Source organism: Chryseobacterium glaciei (genome assembly GCF_001648155.1).
Classification (GTDB): domain Bacteria; phylum Bacteroidota; class Bacteroidia; order Flavobacteriales; family Weeksellaceae; genus Chryseobacterium; species Chryseobacterium glaciei.
In genome coordinates this window covers 1312501-1332849 of sequence record NZ_CP015199.1, presented here as the reverse complement: position 1 = coordinate 1332849, position 20349 = coordinate 1312501, and the positions used below count along the sequence as shown (strand labels likewise).

The window sequence follows — 20349 nt, the reverse complement described above, 5'->3', positions numbered from 1 at the left end:
TGTTTTTAGAATCGTATCGCCTGATACGATTCTTTTGTTTTTATCTACTTTTCGTAGTTTAGTAATAAATCAATAAAGTAAGAATAAGTTACAGATCCTTCCTGTTGATTGCTTTTAAGGAACAGATTATTCGTAAACCCGAAAAAATCATCCAACCAACCTTGATGTTTCATTATAAAACTCTTCTCATATGATCTGTCTCTTTTCATTCCGGCAGAATAATTCTTCAAAATAGATTTCACAAACTCAGGATCATTTTCAACAATATATCTTAAAAGGCTTTTTAACGTAAAATATTCCGTGCTGTATCTCAGTTCTAGATTTTCAGATTTAATTCCAATTAAATAGCCCACAAAATTAGCTTCCTGCTCTCTTGCGAAACCTAATTGATGAGAACTTTCATGAGCAGAGGTAAAAGGGATGAACGTGGACGGTAATTCGGAGTTGTATTGTGCTTCGGCGGTAAAAGGATTGTAGTAGCCCAGAATCCCTGTAAAACTCATCACATTCTTAAATAAACTTGGTTTAAATGAGTTAATCTGAGGTGCTTTCTTATCTGAAATATATTTAGGAAGTTTCTCCTGCTGAAAAAGTATTTCTTTTTGAATCGCTTTTAAATCTTTCACAACAAAAATTCCATTTTTGTCTTCCTCTACAACTTGCCTTGTTGCTTTGCATTTTTCAAGATATTGTAAGGCTAAGATTTTTGCTTTATCTAAAGTTGGCTCTTTTTGACTTGATAACTTTTTAATAATTGGAGTTTGGAAATATAACATTCCCCAAAATATCTGATACGTAAAATAAAAAATATTAATAACGATTAAAAGTTTTAAAATAGAACTTCCCCTGCTTTTTTTCTTAAATATTTTGATAATCGAATACAAAAGAAATGCTCCTAATATAATATAGAATAGATCTCCAAATGAAAAAGGAATCCAGGAAAATATTATTTGATGAAGACTTTTTTGAAGTTCAAAAAAATGCTCGAAAAACGAGATCATCATTTTAGATCTCGAAAAAACATAGAACAAAAGAATTTGGACAACTAAAATAGCTGTCCAAAATGTCTTTTTCTTATATATTTTTGTAGTATTGTTAGTGACCACTACCTTTTGATATTTTATCTAAATCAATTCCCTGAGCTTTCAAAATTCCACTCACACGAATCGCGTAGAATGCTAAATAAGCAAAACAGATAACGCCAACAATATAACTTGTATGAATGTCTGTTAGGTCAGCTACATATCCTTGTAAAAGACTTACAACTCCACCTCCCATGATCATCATAATCAATAGTCCTGAACCTTGGTTAGTGTGTTTTCCTAGCCCATTGATCGCAAGAGCGAAGATACATGGCCAAAGCGTAGAACAGAATAATCCAACACTTGTAAATGCGTATACAGACACCATTCCTGTAGTAAACATACCGATTAATAGAGCTACAATACCTGCAGAAGAGAAAATAAGCAGCATTCTTGCCGGATTTCCTTTACTCAAGATATCACAAATGATCATTGCAATGATGATAAGTCCATACACATAGAATGGAGCCAAGTCGTGATGAGCAATAGCATTAACCAATAAGAACAATGCAAAAGCCAGATACGGAGCCAAGAATCGTAAGATCTTTTTGAATCCCGCACTGAAATCAAATGCATCTACAGCACCTGTCCAACGTCCGATCATCATAGATGCCCAGTATAAAGAAATATAAGGAGCAACATCTTTGGTTTCAAAACCTAAATCTTTTTCCATGTACGCAGGCAAATTACTTGCGGTAGAAACTTCCACTCCTACATAAACAAATATAGCGATCATTCCTAAAATCAACTGAGGATATTGTAATGCTGATTTTCTGTGCTCACCGGGAGCAGCATCGTCAGTATTTTCAAGATTGGTAGGAGTAATTGCAGGAAGTGATGAGAATTTCAGTAAAAAAGCAACAAGCGCGAACGCAGCTCCTAAAATAAGATAAGGCACTTTAACACTTTCTATGCTGGCCTCAGTATTAGCTGCACTTGCAGAACCGAAAATAGCAAAAGACACAATAAGCGGACCTATTGTAGTTCCTAAATTATTTACCCCTCCGGCCATCGTTAATCTCTGAGATCCCGTTTCAGATGGGCCGACCTCAATAGCTAGCGGATTCGCCACAATTTGCTGTAAAGAGAACCCTAATCCAACAATAAATAATCCGGAGATCATTAATGGGAACGATCCCATGTTGGCTGCCGGATAAAACAATAATGTTCCTGCAGCAGAAATAAGGAGTCCTACTATTAAACCGTTTTTATACCCGATTTTATTAATTAAATCTTGTTTCAATCCTTTTGAAACAGCCATATAAATTAAAGAACCTACCGTATATGCGACGTAGAAACAAATCTGGACGAGCATACTTTCGGTTTGCGTTAAATTGAAGGCTTTTTTGAATACTGGGATCAGAATGTCGTTACTTGCAGCGACGAAGCCCCAGAAAAAAAACACAATAACTAATGGCAGGAATTGTCCCCAATTAGTTTGTTTAGAATAATTTGACATGTTTGTTAAAGATTTCTTAATAACAAATATAATTATTTCTTTTAAATAGAACGTTCTAGCAAGGTTTTTTTTATTTCGTCAAATGCTTCTGTTTTCAGGTCTTTTGGGGAGGTTGAAGAGTCTAAAATTCCGTTAAAATAAACTTTTACTTTACCGGGATGGCCTTTTGAGTTGTCAAACGGAAAAATTTCCTTTAATCCGATGAAAGTATAGATTGCAATAGGTGACTCATGTTTTGAAGATAATGTGAATGCGCCGTCTTTAAACTCATCCAAAATAACAGAAGTATCATCCGGAACACCCCCTTCCGGGAAAATAACGATGCTGTTTCCTTCTTCCATTTTCTCGGCACATCTGCGGTAAACATCTGCACGGCTTCTTGGGCTGCTTCTGTCTACCATCACGCATATCCTTTTATATATGGTTCCAAAAATCGGAATTTTTACCAATTCTTTTTTCCCGACAAAGCAAACCGGATGTTTGGAACATAAAATACACATCAGCATAATATCCATAATAGAAGTATGGTTGGATATGAAAACGTGGGGTTTGTTTTTATCGGGTTTTTGTTCTGAGAGATTGAAGACTTCGTATCTTAAACCCATTCCATAGAACATGGCGTAGCTCCAAAGTCGGATAAACTTATAGGCATATTTATAATGTCTCTTATTAAAAGATAAAATATAAACAGGTATTCCGAAAATAATCGTTAAAACAAAGGCTAAAATCAGCAGCCAGAATCTCCAGATATAATTTAAAATCTTTACCACAAATTAACCGTTAAAAATTACTTTCTTTTTTATAGAATAATTAAGAATTGAAACCAATAATATTGCAGCAATCTTACTGGTTATTTCAGGACTCAAGGTATAAAAAATTAAATCAATATTATCTTTAAATATAAAACTATAGAATATTTGGAAGAACCCAAGACTTAATAATGTTGAAATAAAAGAAACCACCATGAAATAGGCAAATTCTTTTCTTTTTGAATGCTTTCCTCTTTCAAATACAAACCAGATACTAAGGAAGTAATTGGTGATGATCCCGCAGCTGGTGGAGAAAATATTACTCAAAGGATAGTGAATCCCATGAAAGTTGGTTTCATTGGATAAAAACTGAGGCAGATAAGTACTGAAGGCTTTAAAGCTCCCAATTTCTATAATAGCGCTGAGCCCTCCCGCAATAATGAAGAACAAAATTTGTTTTTGACGTAGTAGTATATCTCTCATCTCAATTTTATGATATGCAAATTTATAACTATATGTTAAACAGTAAAAAAAGATGTTAAATATTTTTTTTACATGAAAAATATTTCTAATTTTAATTTTCAGAACGATATAAAACAGACCTGATAATAAATTCATTTTCAACTACTTGTGTTGATGGTTTTTCCTATCTTGTAATGCGTGATTGAAGCGTACTTCCAACTATATATTTACCACTTAATAATAATATTTGTATGAAATCTCAAAACAAATACAGAAAATTTCAGCTTCAACAACATAATATTGAGGCTCTTGAGAAAGAAAATTCCCGTTTCAAACGGGTGTATTCAGAGTACGAAAATATGTCAAACGAACTCTGGAATCTTGAAAATTCTAAAGATGAACCTGTTCCGGATGATTTTATTAACGCAATGATCCTTCAAGCTTCATATTTAGAAGATGAAATCGAAGATTGGTTAATACAATTCAATGAAAAGAAAGCTGATATAAAACATTAATCAGCGAGCTAGTTTCTGGGCTGTTTTTTAAGCTCTTCTCAAGATAAATTCATAATTTAGCATCCTTAAACTAAAATGTGAAAAATATGGTTGCTATTGTTGATAGTGGTTCTACTAAATCAGATTGGGTAATATTGGATGAATTCAAACAAGTTTTTCTAAAGACGGAAACCATTGGTTTTAATCCCAATTTTATCAACATAGAACTCATTGTTCCTGAAATTGAAAAAAATACTAGTTTAACATCCGTTAAGAATTCTATCAAGAAAATTTATTTCTATGGTTCAGGGTGCGGGATTCAAAAAAACTGTGATACCATCGTCGAAGAATTAGGCAAAGTATTTGGAGATGCAGAAGTTACCGTAAGGGAAGATCTTTTGGCTGCTGCGTATGCGGCTTATCAGGGAAGACCTGCAATCGTCTGCATTATGGGGACGGGCTCTAATTCTTGCTATTTCGACGGAGAAAATTTAAAAATAAAACTTCCTTCTCTTGGTTTCTTAATGGGAGATGAGGGAAGCGGTAGTGCTATTGGGAAACAATTAGTGCGTAGATTTTTTATGCAAAAACTTCCTACTGATCTTCACGAAGAGTTTCAGGAAATTTATAACTTAACGATTGATGATGCATTAAAGAATATGTATCATACGACCAGACCTAATGCTTATCTGGCGAATTTCAATAAATTTGTAATAGACCGAAAAGATCATCCTTACCTCCGAAATATGGTTTTGGAGGAGATGAAGAATTTTTTCGACTATCAGGTTCTTCCTTATGAAGAAAGCAAAGATGCTGAGATCAACTTTATAGGCTCAATTGCTTATTATTACGAAGATATTCTACGTTCTGCAGCTGCAGAGCTTAATTTAAATGTGGGACATGTTGTACAAAAACCTATCGAAAGTTTAGTCGACTACCATGTTAAATACATACTTTAAAAAATATTATTTATGTCAAATAAAACTCACCGCGACGAAAAGAACTTCAATCAGGCCGCGTTAGATTACCATAAAGCTGAACCAAAAGGGAAGATCGAAGTGATTCCTTCAAAACCGCACTCTTCACAAAGAGATTTATCATTGGCATATTCTCCGGGAGTAGCTGTTCCTTGTATGGAAATCTACGAAAAACCTGAAACAGTGTATGATTATACAGGAAAAGGAAACTTGGTTGCTGTAATTTCTAATGGTACAGCAGTTCTTGGATTGGGTGATATTGGAGCAGAAGCTTCAAAACCGGTAATGGAAGGTAAAGGTCTTTTATTTAAGATTTTTGCAGATATCAACGTTTTTGATATCGAGATTAATGAGAAGGATCCGGATAAATTTATTCAGATTGTAAAAGGGATTGCGCCAACTTTTGGAGGAATTAACCTTGAAGATATTAAAGCTCCTGAAGCTTTCTATATTGAGCAGAAACTAAAAGAGGAATTGGATATTCCTTTGATGCACGATGACCAGCACGGGACAGCGATTATCTCTGCAGCAGCTTTGATTAACTCATTGCAAATTGCAGACAAGAAGATCGATGAAGTAAAAATGGTAGTAAACGGAGCAGGAGCTGCGGCAATTGCTTGTACCAACTTATATATTTCTTTAGGATTAAAAAGAGAAAACGTTTTAATGTGCGATAGCAAAGGAGTTATCAATCATAAAAGAGAAAACCTTACGCCTGAAAAAATAGATTTCATTGCCAATACAGATCTTGAAACATTAGAAGATGCCGTAAAAGGTTCAGATGTTTTCATCGGATTGTCTAAAGGAAACGTAATGACTCCCGAAATGCTGACAAGCATGAGTGAAAACCCAATCGTTTTCGCTTTGGCAAATCCAGATCCTGAGATCGCTTATGATTTAGCTTTTGAAACTCGTAAAGATGTTATCATGGCAACGGGAAGAAGCGATTATCCTAACCAGGTTAATAATGTTCTGGGTTTCCCTTATATTTTCCGTGGAGCTTTGGATGTTCAGGCGAGGGGAATTAATGAAGAAATGAAATTGGCTGCCGTTCATGCAATTGCTGATTTGGCTAAAGAACCGGTTCCTGAAGCTGTAATTCTAGCTTATAATGTTCAGAATTTACAGTTTGGTAGAGAATATTTTATTCCAAAACCATTTGATAATAGATTGATTACCAAAGTTTCAAGCGCTGTTGCAAAAGCGGCTATTGAAAGTGGTATTGCAAGAAAAACGATTGCTGATTTCGACGAGTACGAAAACAGTCTTCTTGACAGAATGGGAAGAGACGAGAAGTTGGTAAGAATGATGCAAACCCGTGCTAAAGCCGATCCGAAGAGAATTACTCTAGGAAATGCCGAAGAATACAATGTTTTAAAAGCTGCTCAGATTCTTTATGAAGAAGGAATTGCTTTCCCAAGCCTTTTAGGAAACAAAAAATACATCAAAGAGCAAATGGAGCGTTTCGGAATTGAGCTTGATATTCCGATTATCGATCCAAGTGACGAAGATCAAAAAGAAAACAGACAGAAATACAGAGAAACGCTGTGGAAACTTCGCCAGAGAAAAGGGATGAACGAGTACAAAGCAAAAAGATATGTACGTCAGAGAGATTATTTCGGGCCATTGATGTTAAGACATGGTGATACTGACGGACTTATCGTTGGATTCTCTAAGAATTACACTTCAGTTTTACGCCCTGTTTTAGAAGTTATTGAAAAAGACAAAGGGGTAGATAAAATAGCGGCAATGATGATGATCCTGTCTGAAAAGAAACCTATTTTCTTCGCAGATACATCAATCAATCAAAACCCGACGGCTGAAGATTTAGTTAATATTGCTAAAATGGCAGAAATTACCGTTAAAACTTTTGCTGTAGAACCAAGAATTGCAATGCTAGGCTTCGAAAACTTCGCAGGTATTTCTGATACTTCGAAAAAAGTAGCGAAAGCAGTAAGCATTCTTCACGAAAAATTCCCTAAAATGATTGTTGATGGAGAAATTCAGCCGGATTTTGCCATGAATGCAGATCATTTAAGTGATTATCCTTTCTCAAAATTAGGAACAACTCCTGCCAACACATTCATTTTCCCGAATCTTGAAAGTGCAAACTTATCTTACAAGATCATCAGAGGGATGAAAGTTGCTCAGGTTATCGGGCCAATTTTGATGGGGTTAAAACAGCCTGTTCACGTTTTACAGATGCGTTCAAGTGTAGATGAAATAGTAAACTTGGCGACTGTTGCTGTTCTTGATGCTCAGAGAAGAGAGAAAAAAGACAAAAAATAATTAAAATTTAAAGCTCATAGGTTTCTAAAATCTATGAGCTTATAAATAATACACAAATACACAAATTTTGAAAATGAAGTTAAATGAAAAGGCGATTATTTTTGATATGGATGGAACTATTGTAGACAACATCCCTTATCACGAAAAATCGTGGATCCTATTTTTAAAAGAATATGGAATTATTATAGTGCCTGAGAATTTCAGTGCCCAAAACCATGGAACATTAGATGAAATGATCATCCGTTTTTTCGGAGCAGAAACTTCTAAAGAAAGGGTTCATGAGTTGGGATTAGCGAAAGAAAAAGCGTATCAGACTTTATATCAAAGCCATATCAAAGAAGTGAACGGATTAACGCCTTTCCTTCAAAAATTGAATCAGAATAACATCAAAATAGGTCTTGCTACAATGGGAATTCCTTCAAGTATTGATTTTATTTTAGGCGGATTGAATGTTAAAAATTATTTTCAGGAAATTACCGGCGGAATAGAAGTTTCTAAAGGCAAACCAAATCCTGAAATATTTTTAAAAACACTTGAAAAGCTAAAAATTGACGCTAAAGACGCTGTTGCAGTAGAAGATTCAATGGGAGGAATAAAAGCTGCCAAAGATGCAGGAATGAAAGTGATTGGGATCACAACTACGCATTCATTAGAAGAATTGATGGATAACGGCTGTGCTGAGGTGATTAATGATTATACTAATATTGAGATTGTTTAGAAGATATTTTTAATTAAATAACTTTTAAATCGTAATAATTTTACAAAGACTCCAAATTTTGGAGTCTTTTGTTTTTGTGAAAAATCGTTGAATTCTATCTTAAAAATTAAGTTAAATTTCATTCGCGCATGAAATGAAAACATTAATTAGTTTAAATTGCTATATTTGGGAGTTTTAAAAATTAATAATGATATTTTCTTTACAAGGCACTGTTCAAGAACTTACGCCTACCTACGCAGTAATCAACGTACAAGGAGTTGGTTATTATGTGGGTATCAGTTTAATGACTTCACAAACCCTGACTTTGAATCAGGCAACCGTACTTTTTATCCAACAGATCATCCGTGAAGATGCGCATTTACTTTTTGGATTTAACACTCGTTCAGAAAAAGAAATGTTCAATCTGTTAATAAGCGTTAATGGAGTAGGTGCTGTTTCTGCACTTATTTTACTGTCAACTTTAAGTCTTGATGAGATTGCTTCCGCAATACTTTCCAAGAACAGCGCACTGATCCAAAAAGCTAAAGGTCTTGGGGTAAAAACTGCTGAAAGAATTATTGTAGATTTAAAGGATAAAGTCCAGAAATTCACCAATGCAGAAGAAAATATTTCTACATTTGTGGATAATAAAATCAAGGAAGAATCGTTATCTGCATTAGAAGTTTTAGGAATTCCTAAAAGAATGAGCGAGAAGATTGCAGATAGAATAATAAAACAAAATTCGGCTATTACGGTAGAAGAATTGGTAAAACAAATCTTAAAAAACATTTAACATTTGGTGGCGAATAATAAGTTTCTCAATATATTTTTGTTCCTGTCCTTTCTGTGTGTATCAGTAAGTACTTTTGCGCAGCAGCGACCAGTACGTGATACCGCAATCGTAAAGAAAGACTATGAACTGGCTGATCCTACGCAGTATGAAGCCTTTTACGACGTAAAAACGGGTATGTACTACGTTTATCCTAAAATAGGTAATACAATAACCGGGCCGCCAACAGCGATGTCTCCTGAAGATTATAAGGAGTTTATGATGGCGTCACAGACAAAGGCTTACTACAAGGAGAAATCAGACAAATACAGTTTGATGTTCCGAAAAGATAAAGAGGGTGCCCGAAGAAAAGGCTTGATCCCTTCTTTAACGATTCGAAATAAGCTTTTTGAAACGATTTTTGGAAGCAATAAAATTGAAATTATCCCGTCCGGATATGCTTCTTTCGATTTTGCAGGACTGTATCAGAAAATCGATAACCCATTAATTTTACCTCAAAACAGAAAAAGTTTTACGTTTGATATTGATCAAAGGATTCAGCTTGGTTTATTGGGTAAAGTAGGAGAGAATCTTCAGTTAAAAGCCAATTATGATACTCAGAGCGGTTTTGCTTTTGAGAATAGGATGAACTTGGTTTGGCAGGCAAAAGGAAGCTGGAAAGACCTCCAGCAAAAAGGCCTTGGAAATGTCGATCAGCCCAATGCAGGAGGAGAAGATAAAATTATAAAAAGAGTTGAATTCGGTAACGTGAATATGCCGCTTTCAACGAGTTTAATACGAGGTTCTCAGTCATTATTCGGGGTTAAAACCGAGTTTCAGTTGGGGAAAACTTTCGGAACAGTTGTGCTTTCTCAACAACAGGGTGAGGCCAGAAACATTGTCGTTCAGGGAGGAGGTGTAATGAATACCTTCAAAATGAATGCAATTGACTATGAAGATAATCAACACTACTTTTTAGGACATTATTTCTTAGATAATTATGATAATGCATTGCTTAATTATCCTCAGATCAACTCAAAAATCAGTATTACAAGAGCTGAGGTTTGGGTTTTAGATCAAGGGAACAGCAACTTAGCTTATCAGAAAAGTATTGTCGGAATTAGAGACTTAGGGGAAGGTGCTTCAGGATTGCCCGATAACACGCAAAACGGACTTTATCAGGCGGTATCCAACACAATGGGAACACCGAGAGATGCCGGGACGAATTATGGAGATCTTCTGAAAGGACAGGTTTTCCCGGGAAGTGCAGAGCCTTATCAAAACAGTGAGCATTTTATTTTTAATAAAAAAGCAAGAAGATTAAATTCAAACGAATATACATTACAACCTCAATTAGGATACATCTCATTAAACCAAAAGCTGAATGAGAATCAGCTTTTAGCTGTTTCATATTCATACACGGTAAACGGAAGCAATCAGGTTTACAAAGTAGGGGAATTCTCCGAAGAAAGCCCGGTATTGGTAACTAAAGTTTTAAGGGTAAACAATCAGTTGAATGTTGCCTCGCCAATGTGGGATTTGATGATGAAGAATATCTATGCTTTGGATGCAGGACAGGTAAATCAAGATGGTTTTATTTTAAATATTTTCTATAGAGATTCACAAACAGGAGGTAAGGTTAATTACCTTCCGAATACGATCGTTAAAGACACCAATTTATTAAAATTATTGAATTGGGACCGACTTAACACCAACGGCGATATTCAAAATAATGGCAGTACAACAGGTGACGGTATTTTTGACTTTGTAAACGGCATTACGATCCGGCCTGAAACAGGAAGGGTTATCTTTACCAAAACTCAGCCGTTCGGTAAGTATATGTCGCAAGTGTTGGGAAGTAATGATCCGCAATATGTTTTTAATGACCTGTATACTCAACAGAAACAAAATGCATTATCAAGCAACCTAGCCCAGCGATATACGTTGGAAGGTCGTTATAAAGGAACACAAGGGCAGGGTATTTCTTTAGGTGCTGTAAACGTTCCGCAGGGATCTGTAAAAGTATCTGCAAACGGTGTTCAGTTAACAGAAGGTGTTGACTATACGGTTGACTATATGCTGGGAACTGTTACCATTATCAATGAAAATGTAAAACAGTCCGGACAGGCAATTAATATCGCATTAGAAAATCAATTAACATTTAATACACAAAGAAAAAGATTCTTAGGATTAAACTTGGAAAGAAGAGTTAATGAGAACTTTATTTTTGGTGGAACGGTTGTTAATTACTCCGAATCTCCGCTTACTCAAAAGGTAAATTACGGTCAGGAAGCTGTAAATAATACAATGGCTGGTGTTAACTTAATGTACAACAACCAACTTCCTTTTCTTACGAGATTAACGGATAAAATTCCATTAATAAACACGGAAGCGCCATCTAACTTGAATTTCAAAATGGAAGGGGCTTATCTACTTCCTGGACTTAATAAAGGAACAAATGACCAGTCGTACATTGACGATTTTGAACAAACCACTTCTAAAATTTCATTAAAAGAACCTACCGCTTGGAGTTTAGCCTCTAAACCTGAAAAGAATCAGGCTGACCCTGTTTTTCAGGGAGCTGGTGCAAATAATGATCTTACAAATGGTTACGGTAGAGGATTGTTATCTTGGTACAACATTGATCCAAGATTCTATGGTGTAGGTGGTAGGGCTCCTGCAGGAATTACTCCGCAGTCGGTTTCCAATCACGCCTCAAGAAGAGTTCAGCTTTCTGAGATCTTTAATAACAGAGATTTTGTTGCGGGTGAACAAACCTTCACTAATACTTTCGATATATCATATTATCCTAGAGAAAAAGGACCATATAACGTAAACCCGGCTAACGAAACAACTCAGCAAAGATGGGCGGGTATTATGAGACCGATAAGTATTTCCAACTTTGTGAATTCTAATATTGAATATGTTGAATTCTGGATGATGGATCCTTATGCTGATGGAAATAACTTAGGGACAAATCCAAAACTTTTACTACAATTAGGAAACGTTTCTGAAGATGTCTTGAAAGATGGACAAATGCAATACGAAAACGGATTGCCTACAGGATCTACTCCTTCTACAACGACAAATACAACTTGGGGAACTCAGCCAAAACAGCCGCCAATTTTATATGCATTCTCAAGTGAAGGGGATGACAGAAAAGCACAGGATTTAGGTTATGATGGTTTGAGCTCTGAACAGGAAGCAATAAAATTCGGAAATACATTTATTAACCCTGTAACAAATATTGCCGATCCAGCTGTCGATGATTTCGTATTTTATTTGTCGGATAAATTTACAGGAAGTCAGGCGGCTTCACTTATTCAGAGATATAAATATTTCAGAAATCCGGAAGGAAACTCTCAGGCTAACTCACTTGAAGTATCTACTCAAACTCCGGATGCAGAAGATATCAATAAAGATTATAACTTAGATCAGAATGAAATCTATAATCAATATGAAGTAAAATTAGATCAAGGTAGCTTGGTTTTAGGTGATAACAATATTGTTGATGTTAAAACTGTTCAGGCGACTTTCCAAAACGGACAGACGGATCAAGTGAAATGGTACTTATTCAGAGTTCCTGTTGCTAAACCTGATGCAACTGCAGGAGCAAATTCTCCAGACGTTCTTAACAATGTAAGATTTGCAAGATTATTATTAACAGGTTTTGATCAGACTTCTACATTGAGGTTTGGAACATTAGACCTTGTAAGGTCAGACTGGAGAACGTATCCTAAAAATATTGCTTTAACTGGAGGTGGTACGGCTACGGATGAGGGAACTTTAACGACTGATAACACCAATTTCGCAGTAGGAAGTGTAAACATTGAAGAGAATGGATTGAACCAGCCGCCTTATGTCCTACCTCCAGGAATTGACAGACAGGTGTTGAGCGGAAATGCTGGAGCTCAGAGACAAAATGAAGCGTCTTTATACATGAAAGCTACAGCGCTTGCTAGCGCAGAAGCAAGAGGAGTTTTCAAAAATGTTAGTTTGGATATGAGAAGATATAAGAAGCTTAAGCTTTTTGTACATGCTGAAGATCCTACAGGCAGAGAACAAGGTTTAAATGATAGAACAAAATTCTTTATCCGTTTTGGTAATGATGCAACAGATAATTATTATGAATATGAATCTTCTTTGGTATTAACGCCAAAAACAGCAACGGCTCCATTAGAAATATGGCCGACAGAGAATGATGTAGACTTAAATATTCAAGATTTTGTTGATGCTAAAATCAGAAGAGATAAAAACAACCCGACTCAAATTGCAGAAAGATTAATGGACCTTACTTTTGATCCAGGAGATACTTCTAAAAAGATCTATATTAAAGGTCGCCCGAGTTTAGGAAATGTGACAACAATTATGTTGGGTGTTAGAAATGGTGATAGTCGTGGAACTGGAACAGGTTTAGCAGAAAGGATACTTTGGGTAAATGAGATTCGTCTTTCAGAAATCGAGAATGATGGAGGATACGCTGGAAACGCAAGCTTAAACTTCAACCTTGGAGATTTTGCGACCATTAATACAAGTGCATCTTATACATCTGTAGGTTTCGGTAATATTGATTCTAAGCCTGCGGAAAGAAATCAATCTACACAATCTGCATTCAGCATTAATACTGCGATCAATGTAGACAAGTTCCTTCCTGAGAAGAGTGGAGTGAAAATTCCGTTAAACTATTCTTATTCTCAAACTATCGAAGATCCGAAATATAATCCTTTGGATACAGATGTTGAGTTCAGTAAAGCTGCCAATAGAGATCAGCTTAAAAAAATAGCGAGAACATATACTCAGCAAAGAAGTTTAGGTGTTGTGAATATGCACAAGGAAAGAATGAATCCTAATAAAAAGGCTAAATTCTACGATATAGAAAACGTTTCCGTTACTGCGGTTTATAATGACGATTACTATAGAGATATTTACACAAAGAAAAATTACAGACAGTATCTGAGAGGATATATTGACTATAATTATACATTCAAACCGTGGGTAATTAAGCCGTTCAATAAAATGATCAGCGATACTGCGAAGTCTACAAAATATCTGAGATGGGTTAAGGAATTTAATTTCAATCTGGTTCCTACAAGATTATCTTTCAGAACAGAAATCGACAGAAATTATAATGAGCTTGAATTCAGAAATATTGAATCAATCTTAAGTGGAAATATGACTGATGACTTTGCTGCTATCAGAAACAGAAACTTCTATTTTGGATGGCAGTACGGATTAGGTTTCAACTTCACAAAATCATTGAAATTAGAGATCAACTCTGTAACAAGAACGCTGAATGATAACATCGATGTAAACACAATGGACAATACGGCCATCTTTGGAAATATCTTCAGAGCGGGTAGACCGGTATTGTATAATCATAGAATTCAGTTGAATTACAAATTACCGTTCCAATATCTTCCATATTTGGATTTCATTGATGCAGAAGTAGGATATGGAATGACTTATAACTGGAATGCCAGATCTACGGCATTGCTTTCATCTCCGAGCGGAAGTTTAGGTTCTATTGCTCAGAATACAAGTGTTATTCAGGCAACAGCAACGGCAGATTTCCCTAAGTTCTTTGGTCAGTTTAAATATTTCAAAAATATCTCAACTAAACTTCAGAAACGTAAGCAGGAAATTGACTCTCTTAATAATGCGTACACGCAGCAGTGGGAGAAGAAAAGATACAAGTATAAAGATTATAAATTCAAGAACAGATTAACACCGTTGCAAAGTGCAGCGTTCTTACTGACATCATTTAAGCAGTTGGATGTTAATTATTCTGAAAATAACGGAACAGTACTTCCGGGATTATTATCTGCTCCAAACTTCTATGGATACGGACAGACATTAGGAGGTCCAACACTTGGATTCTTATTGGGGTCACAGGCAGACATCAGAAGATTGGTCATGGAAAATGGCTGGGTAAGTGATTCCGAATTTATGACGGATCCTTATATTAAAATGTCAACAAAAGAACTGAGGGCGAATTTACAGATTGTTCCAATGAATGATCTTAGAATTGATCTTAACGGAATACATACTTACAACAGAAACTTTACGCAAACCGGATTTAATTATCGAGATAGTAGCGGAAATCCAAATCCTAACTACACTTTTGCTAATGATTTTGTGACGTATTCAAACTCGGTAATCCTTCTGAAAACCTCTTTCAAAGATGGGCAGGCAATTTTCCAGGCTATTAAAGAAAATGCAAGAGCAATATCTCAGCAGATGGGAGGTGGTATTGGTGCTGATGGCTTCACAGAAGGTCACAGTATTTCGAATGCCTACGTTTTAATACCTGCATTTAGAGCTGCGGTTGAAGGTAAGGCTCCGGAACTTATCGGGAATGCTAAAAAAGCAGGACTTCCGTTACCAAACTGGAAACTTACGTATTCAGGATTAAGAAATGTGCCTTTCATTAATGGTCAGTTCTCGAAGTTTGATATTTTGCATGGTTATACAGCGACATATACGGCAACAGGTATTCAGTCAAGTGTTGATTACTTCAATACATTAACTTCTAATACAAGTTCGGGTAGAGATGTTAATAATGATTATATCAATCCATTTACTTTCGCTCAGGTTGGATATGTTGAAAACTTCTCACCACTTATCGGAATCGATGTTACGATGAGAAACAACTTCCAGTTCGGTTTACAGTATAACAAAACAAGAATGTTATTGTTAGGATTAATCAATCATACGCTTACCGAAGATGCCAATACAGAATATGTAGTAAGATTGGGTTATATCGTTCGTAACTTCAGATTAGGAATGGCAAACACAAGAGGAAGCAGAGGAAAGGGTAGCGATCTTAATATTAGAGGAGATATCTCATTAAGAGACAGCAGAACAAGTATCATGAATATCTTATTAGATGATTCTCAGGTGACGGGTGGACAGAAATTAATGAACATCAGACTTTCTGCAGACTATAACGTTTCGGAAAATCTTAACCTAAGAGTATTCTACGAGCAAATGACTTCCAAATACAAAATATCAACAGCATTCCCTCTGTCAACGATCAGAGCCGGACTTTCTGCGACATTTACATTTGGAGATTCAGGTGGTGGTTTCTAAGATAAATAAACATAAAATTAAATGTCCCTCAATTTTGAGGGACATTTTTTATATTCAATATTTGAACGTACTATTATTTTGAATACATTTGTAAAAATAAAAATAAAAATTTAAAAATGAACACACCATCAGAATTAAAGTACACTAAGGACCACGAATGGATCAAGATTGAAGGAAACGTGGCTACAATTGGTATTACTGATTTTGCACAAGGAGAACTTGGAGATATCGTTTATGTAGATATAGATACTGTAGATGATGATTTAGAAGGAGGTGCAGTTTTCGGAAGTGTTGAAGCAGTAAAAACAGTTTCAGACTTATTCTTACCTATCGCAGGAAAAGTGATTGAATTTAATTCAGAACTAGAAGGCCAGCCGGAATTGTTAAATACAGATCCTTATGGAAACGGATGGATCATCAAATTAGAATTGGCTGACGGTGCAGATCATTCAGAATTACTTACAGCAGAAGAATACCAAGCTATCATTGGATAAAATTTCAAAAATATTTAGTAAGATATTGCCCATTTATTGGGCATTTCTTACTTATATGCTCCTAAAGCCGGGCGAAGAAAACCATGAATATTGGTTTATGTTCAGCGGGATCGACAAAGTTTTACACTTGAGCATATTTGCAATGCTGGGTTTCCTGTTCATTGCAACTTTCCCAAAGATCAAATTTTCCTATTTTTTCCAGATCATCCTTATATATGCCTTTCTCACAGAAATCCTCCAGGACGAAATGGGCTTAGGCAGATCCATGGAATCCTTAGATATCGTCGCAGACACCATCGGCTGCTTAATCGGATACTTTATATATAAAGCATTAGTCAAACGATTTTTCTAATCTTTCAATCAACGTATGAATTAAACCCTCCAATCCTCCAATCCTCCAACTCTCCAAACTCTCTAACCCTTTAACTCTCCAACTCAAAAATTTCAGGAGCTTCATCCGGCTTTTCGCTATATCTTTTTAGTGACGTCCTTCGCTTCGCTCCGGCCGCCCCCAAAAAGGATGCCGCTCCAATCCGGGCTAGGATGTACCGCGTTCTTATTACATTTTCTCGTCATAGAATTTTTTCTCAGACATTAATCGCTTATCAAACCACATTCTTTCTTCCACATATTTCCTTTTACAATCTCTAAACCTATTTATAAAGTTATAAGCTAATACTCTCCAACCCTCCCACGCTCAAACCCTAATTTTAAGATCTGTGCCAATCTGCGAAAATCTGTGGGAGATAAAAAAAGCGTTCCTCAAGCATAACCTCCGATACTTTCCCTCCCAACCTGTTAGGTTTTCAAAACCTAGCAGGTTTATTTGCGCATACCTTATATATATTATACCTATAATATAATAATGAAATCCCTTTCAACCCATCCGAACGCGCATTCCCAGACCTTTCAAAAATATAATCGAATCCTGTGGATAACTACGGCTTAATCTATAAATGAAACTATATCAATAAATTAGATTGAGAACTTCTCCACAATACGAGTTTTATATGAACATTATGTTAAATGTATTTGGAATGATGGGTAAAAAGGTGCTACTTTTGCGGCACTGAAAAACGCGAGTTAATTGGTAGCGCAGAAGGAGGTAATAGAGTATAAAGACTACGGACAAAACAAAAAATAAACTTTAGATTTTTAGTAAATAAAAGTTGTGAGTTTTAAAAAGATTTGTATCTTTGCAGTCCGGTAAAACGGGAGCAGAGGAGTAGAAGATTGGGATATGAAAGAGGAGATTTAGGGTTAGTTAAAAAACTTTAAATTAAGTCAAAAATATTTTGGTCAATTAGAAATAAATAATTACTTTTGCACACGCAAATCTATACTGAAAACGACAGAAAATTAGGTATAGTAAAAAGCGGAAGATACAAGAAGATCATTGAAAAATAGATATAACAACCAAGTAAGGAAAAGACTAGAACGTTAATAACTTTGAGTGAGTCAGACAAACATACAATGGAGAGTTTGATCCTGGCTCAGGATGAACGCTAGCGGGAGGCCTAACACATGCAAGCCGAGCGGTAGAGATCTTTCGGGATCTTGAGAGCGGCGTACGGGTGCGGAACACGTGTGCAACCTGCCTTTATCTGGGGGATAGCCTTTCGAAAGGAAGATTAATACCCCATAACATATTTGATGGCATCATTAAATATTGAAAACTCCGGTGGATAGAGATGGGCACGCGCAAGATTAGATAGTTGGTGAGGTAACGGCTCACCAAGTCAGTGATCTTTAGGGGGCCTGAGAGGGTGATCCCCCACACTGGTACTGAGACACGGACCAGACTCCTACGGGAGGCAGCAGTGAGGAATATTGGACAATGGGTTAGCGCCTGATCCAGCCATCCCGCGTGAAGGACGACGGCCCTATGGGTTGTAAACTTCTTTTATACTGGGATAAACCTACTTACGTGTAAGTAGCTGAAGGTACAGTATGAATAAGCACCGGCTAACTCCGTGCCAGCAGCCGCGGTAATACGGAGGGTGCAAGCGTTATCCGGATTTATTGGGTTTAAAGGGTCCGTAGGCGGGCTCGTAAGTCAGTGGTGAAATCTCATAGCTTAACTATGAAACTGCCATTGATACTGCGAGCCTTGAGTAAGGTAGAGGTAGCTGGAATAAGTAGTGTAGCGGTGAAATGCATAGATATTACTTAGAACACCAATTGCGAAGGCAGGTTACCATGTCTTAACTGACGCTGATGGACGAAAGCGTGGGGAGCGAACAGGATTAGATACCCTGGTAGTCCACGCCGTAAACGATGCTAACTCGTTTTTGGGCTTTAGGGTTCAGAGACTAAGCGAAAGTGATAAGTTAGCCACCTGGGGAGTACGTTCGCAAGAATGAAACTCAAAGGAATTGACGGGGGCCCGCACAAGCGGTGGATTATGTGGTTTAATTCGATGATACGCGAGGAACCTTACCAAGGCTTAAATGGGAATTGACAGGTTTAGAAATAGACTTTTCTTCGGACAATTTTCAAGGTGCTGCATGGTTGTCGTCAGCTCGTGCCGTGAGGTGTTAGGTTAAGTCCTGCAACGAGCGCAACCCCTGTCACTAGTTGCTAGCATTAAGTTGAGGACTCTAGTGAGACTGCCTACGCAAGTAGAGAGGAAGGTGGGGATGACGTCAAATCATCACGGCCCTTACGCCTTGGGCCACACACGTAATACAATGGCCGGTACAGAGGGCAGCTACACAGCGATGTGATGCAAATCTCGAAAGCCGGTCTCAGTTCGGATTGGAGTCTGCAACTCGACTCTATGAAGCTGGAATCGCTAGTAATCGCGCATCAGCCATGGCGCGGTGAATACGTTCCCGGGCCTTGTACACACCGCCCGTCAAGCCATGGAAGTCTGGGGTACCTGAAGTCGGTGACCGTAACAGGAGCTGCCTAGGGTAAAACAGGTAACTAGGGCTAAGTCGTAACAAGGTAGCCGTACCGGAAGGTGCGGCTGGAACATCTCATTTTAGAGCGTCTTTAGACGTTAAACAAAATACAAAGTACTTAAATGTACAAATTGTACTTACTTAAAGAACGTTTTAGTTTTTTACTCGGTTGATTTATATTAAAAAAATACAAAACCCACTAGAAATTAGTATCAGGGAGGAGAGATTTTAGTAAAAGAAGTTAGAGGTTAGATATTAGAGGTTAGTTTTCAAACTAACAACTAAAAACCGACAACCGACAACTAAAATTAATGAAGTCTCGTAGCTCAGCTGGTTAGAGCGCTACACTGATAATGTAGAGGTCGGCAGTTCGAGCCTGCCCGAGACTACTAATTAAAGCGGTAAGCAATAAGCTTTAAGCAGTAGGCATTTTGCCTAGAGCTTGTAGCCTATAGCCTACAGCACCTAGAGGGGGAATTAGCTCAGCTGGCTAGAGCGCCTGCCTTGCACGCAGGAGGTCAAGGGTTCGACTCCCTTATTCTCCACAGTTTTGTGAGTTTGATTTAAAAGTAAGATGGATAGAGCCAAAACAAATATTCATTTATCAGACGAGCAGAAAGAATTTAAAGATCATTGACATTAACGGTAAAAATATCACAAAGAGAAAACCGAGCACTTGCGAGTGCTTGAGTAATTAATAAAATAGGAAAGAAATCGTTAAGGGCGTATGGCGGATGCCTAGGCTTTCAGAGGCGAAGAAGGACGCGGTAAGCTGCGAAAAGCTGCGGGGATCGGCACACACGAATTGATCCGCAGATGTCCGAATGGGGCAACCCGGCATGTTGAAGACATGTCACTCCAATTTATTGGAGAGCAAACCCG

12 protein-coding genes, 2 tRNA genes and 2 rRNA genes (1 of these 16 only partly in view) are annotated in these 20349 nt (G+C 36.9%); 12 read left to right on the top strand and 4 right to left on the bottom strand.

All coding sequences use genetic code 11. From position 1 onward, the window contains the following. Positions 1–44: 44 nt before the first annotated feature. The 4 genes from A0O34_RS05885 to A0O34_RS05870 form a co-directional block, all read right to left on the bottom strand. Positions 45–1004: a DUF3810 domain-containing protein gene (locus tag A0O34_RS05885; RefSeq protein ID WP_082891107.1), complete on the bottom strand. Its 960-nt coding sequence runs from the start codon at positions 1002–1004 to the stop codon at positions 45–47. 91 nt (positions 1005–1095) lie between these two features. Next, positions 1096–2541, bottom strand: a complete 1446-nt coding sequence (locus A0O34_RS05880; protein ID WP_066752408.1) for a sugar MFS transporter — start codon at positions 2539–2541, stop codon at positions 1096–1098. Between the two features lie 41 nt (positions 2542–2582). Continuing rightward, the gene (locus tag A0O34_RS05875; RefSeq protein ID WP_082891106.1) at positions 2583–3311 is read right to left on the bottom strand and encodes a lysophospholipid acyltransferase family protein; all 729 of its coding nucleotides are present in this window, start codon (positions 3309–3311) and stop codon (positions 2583–2585) included. Between the two features lie 3 nt (positions 3312–3314). Further along, positions 3315–3773 (bottom strand): GtrA family protein, encoded by a 459-nt coding sequence (locus A0O34_RS05870; protein WP_066752407.1) that lies wholly within the window; start codon positions 3771–3773, stop codon positions 3315–3317. A 230-nt stretch (positions 3774–4003) separates the two neighbouring features. Here A0O34_RS05870 and A0O34_RS05865 point away from each other — a divergent pair, with 230 nt between their 5' ends. The 12 genes from A0O34_RS05865 to A0O34_RS05810 form a co-directional block, all read left to right on the top strand. Continuing rightward, positions 4004–4267, top strand: coding sequence for a hypothetical protein (locus A0O34_RS05865; protein WP_066752405.1), 264 nt, complete (start codon positions 4004–4006; stop codon positions 4265–4267). 86 nt (positions 4268–4353) lie between these two features. Further along, positions 4354–5205 (top strand): ATPase, encoded by an 852-nt coding sequence (locus tag A0O34_RS05860; protein ID WP_066752402.1) that lies wholly within the window; start codon positions 4354–4356, stop codon positions 5203–5205. Positions 5206–5217: 12 nt separating this feature from the next. Continuing rightward, complete coding sequence (locus tag A0O34_RS05855; RefSeq protein WP_066752399.1) at positions 5218–7512, top strand: NADP-dependent malic enzyme; 2295 nt, start codon at positions 5218–5220, stop codon at positions 7510–7512. Positions 7513–7585: 73 nt separating this feature from the next. Further along, a complete protein-coding gene (locus A0O34_RS05850; protein WP_066752396.1) occupies positions 7586–8230 on the top strand; it encodes an HAD family hydrolase in 645 nt (214 codons plus the stop codon). A gap of 187 nt (positions 8231–8417) precedes the next feature. Then, positions 8418–9002 (top strand): Holliday junction branch migration protein RuvA, encoded by a 585-nt coding sequence (gene ruvA / locus A0O34_RS05845; protein ID WP_066752393.1) that lies wholly within the window; start codon positions 8418–8420, stop codon positions 9000–9002. 6 nt (positions 9003–9008) lie between these two features. After that, complete coding sequence (gene sov / locus A0O34_RS05840) at positions 9009–16067, top strand: T9SS outer membrane translocon Sov/SprA (RefSeq protein WP_066759538.1); 7059 nt, start codon at positions 9009–9011, stop codon at positions 16065–16067. Between the two features lie 116 nt (positions 16068–16183). Continuing rightward, positions 16184–16561: a glycine cleavage system protein GcvH gene (gene gcvH, locus A0O34_RS05835; RefSeq protein ID WP_066752390.1), complete on the top strand. Its 378-nt coding sequence runs from the start codon at positions 16184–16186 to the stop codon at positions 16559–16561. Further along, positions 16506–16913: a VanZ family protein gene (locus A0O34_RS05830; RefSeq protein ID WP_418219368.1), complete on the top strand. Its 408-nt coding sequence runs from the start codon at positions 16506–16508 to the stop codon at positions 16911–16913. Before gcvH ends, A0O34_RS05830 begins: the two co-directional genes overlap by 56 nt. Positions 16914–18031: 1118 nt before the next feature. Then, a 16S ribosomal RNA gene (locus A0O34_RS05825) occupies positions 18032–19548 on the top strand. 234 nt (positions 19549–19782) lie between these two features. Beyond that, a tRNA-Ile gene (locus tag A0O34_RS05820) sits at positions 19783–19856 on the top strand. Positions 19857–19938: 82 nt separating this feature from the next. Continuing rightward, positions 19939–20012 (top strand) — tRNA-Ala (locus A0O34_RS05815). A 162-nt stretch (positions 20013–20174) separates the two neighbouring features. Next, positions 20175–20349: ribosomal RNA gene (locus A0O34_RS05810) — 23S ribosomal RNA — on the top strand; it runs 2590 nt beyond the window's last position. The 16S and 23S rRNA genes sit together here with 2 tRNA genes alongside, the layout of an rRNA operon.

What these genes read in the sequence shown, in the direction of transcription:
- A0O34_RS05855 (WP_066752399.1), top strand. Translation starts at nt 5,218, where the DNA reads ATGTCAAATAAAACTCACCGCGACGAAAAGAACTTCAATCAGGCCGCG.
- A0O34_RS05885 (WP_082891107.1), bottom strand. Translation starts at nt 1,004, where the DNA reads ATGATGATCTCGTTTTTCGAGCATTTTTTTGAACTTCAAAAAAGTCTT.
- gcvH (WP_066752390.1), top strand. Translation starts at nt 16,184, where the DNA reads ATGAACACACCATCAGAATTAAAGTACACTAAGGACCACGAATGGATC.
- A0O34_RS05880 (WP_066752408.1), bottom strand. Translation starts at nt 2,541, where the DNA reads ATGTCAAATTATTCTAAACAAACTAATTGGGGACAATTCCTGCCATTA.
- ruvA (WP_066752393.1), top strand. Translation starts at nt 8,418, where the DNA reads ATGATATTTTCTTTACAAGGCACTGTTCAAGAACTTACGCCTACCTAC.
- A0O34_RS05865 (WP_066752405.1), top strand. Translation starts at nt 4,004, where the DNA reads ATGAAATCTCAAAACAAATACAGAAAATTTCAGCTTCAACAACATAAT.
- A0O34_RS05860 (WP_066752402.1), top strand. Translation starts at nt 4,354, where the DNA reads ATGGTTGCTATTGTTGATAGTGGTTCTACTAAATCAGATTGGGTAATA.
- A0O34_RS05870 (WP_066752407.1), bottom strand. Translation starts at nt 3,773, where the DNA reads ATGAGAGATATACTACTACGTCAAAAACAAATTTTGTTCTTCATTATT.
- A0O34_RS05850 (WP_066752396.1), top strand. Translation starts at nt 7,586, where the DNA reads ATGAAGTTAAATGAAAAGGCGATTATTTTTGATATGGATGGAACTATT.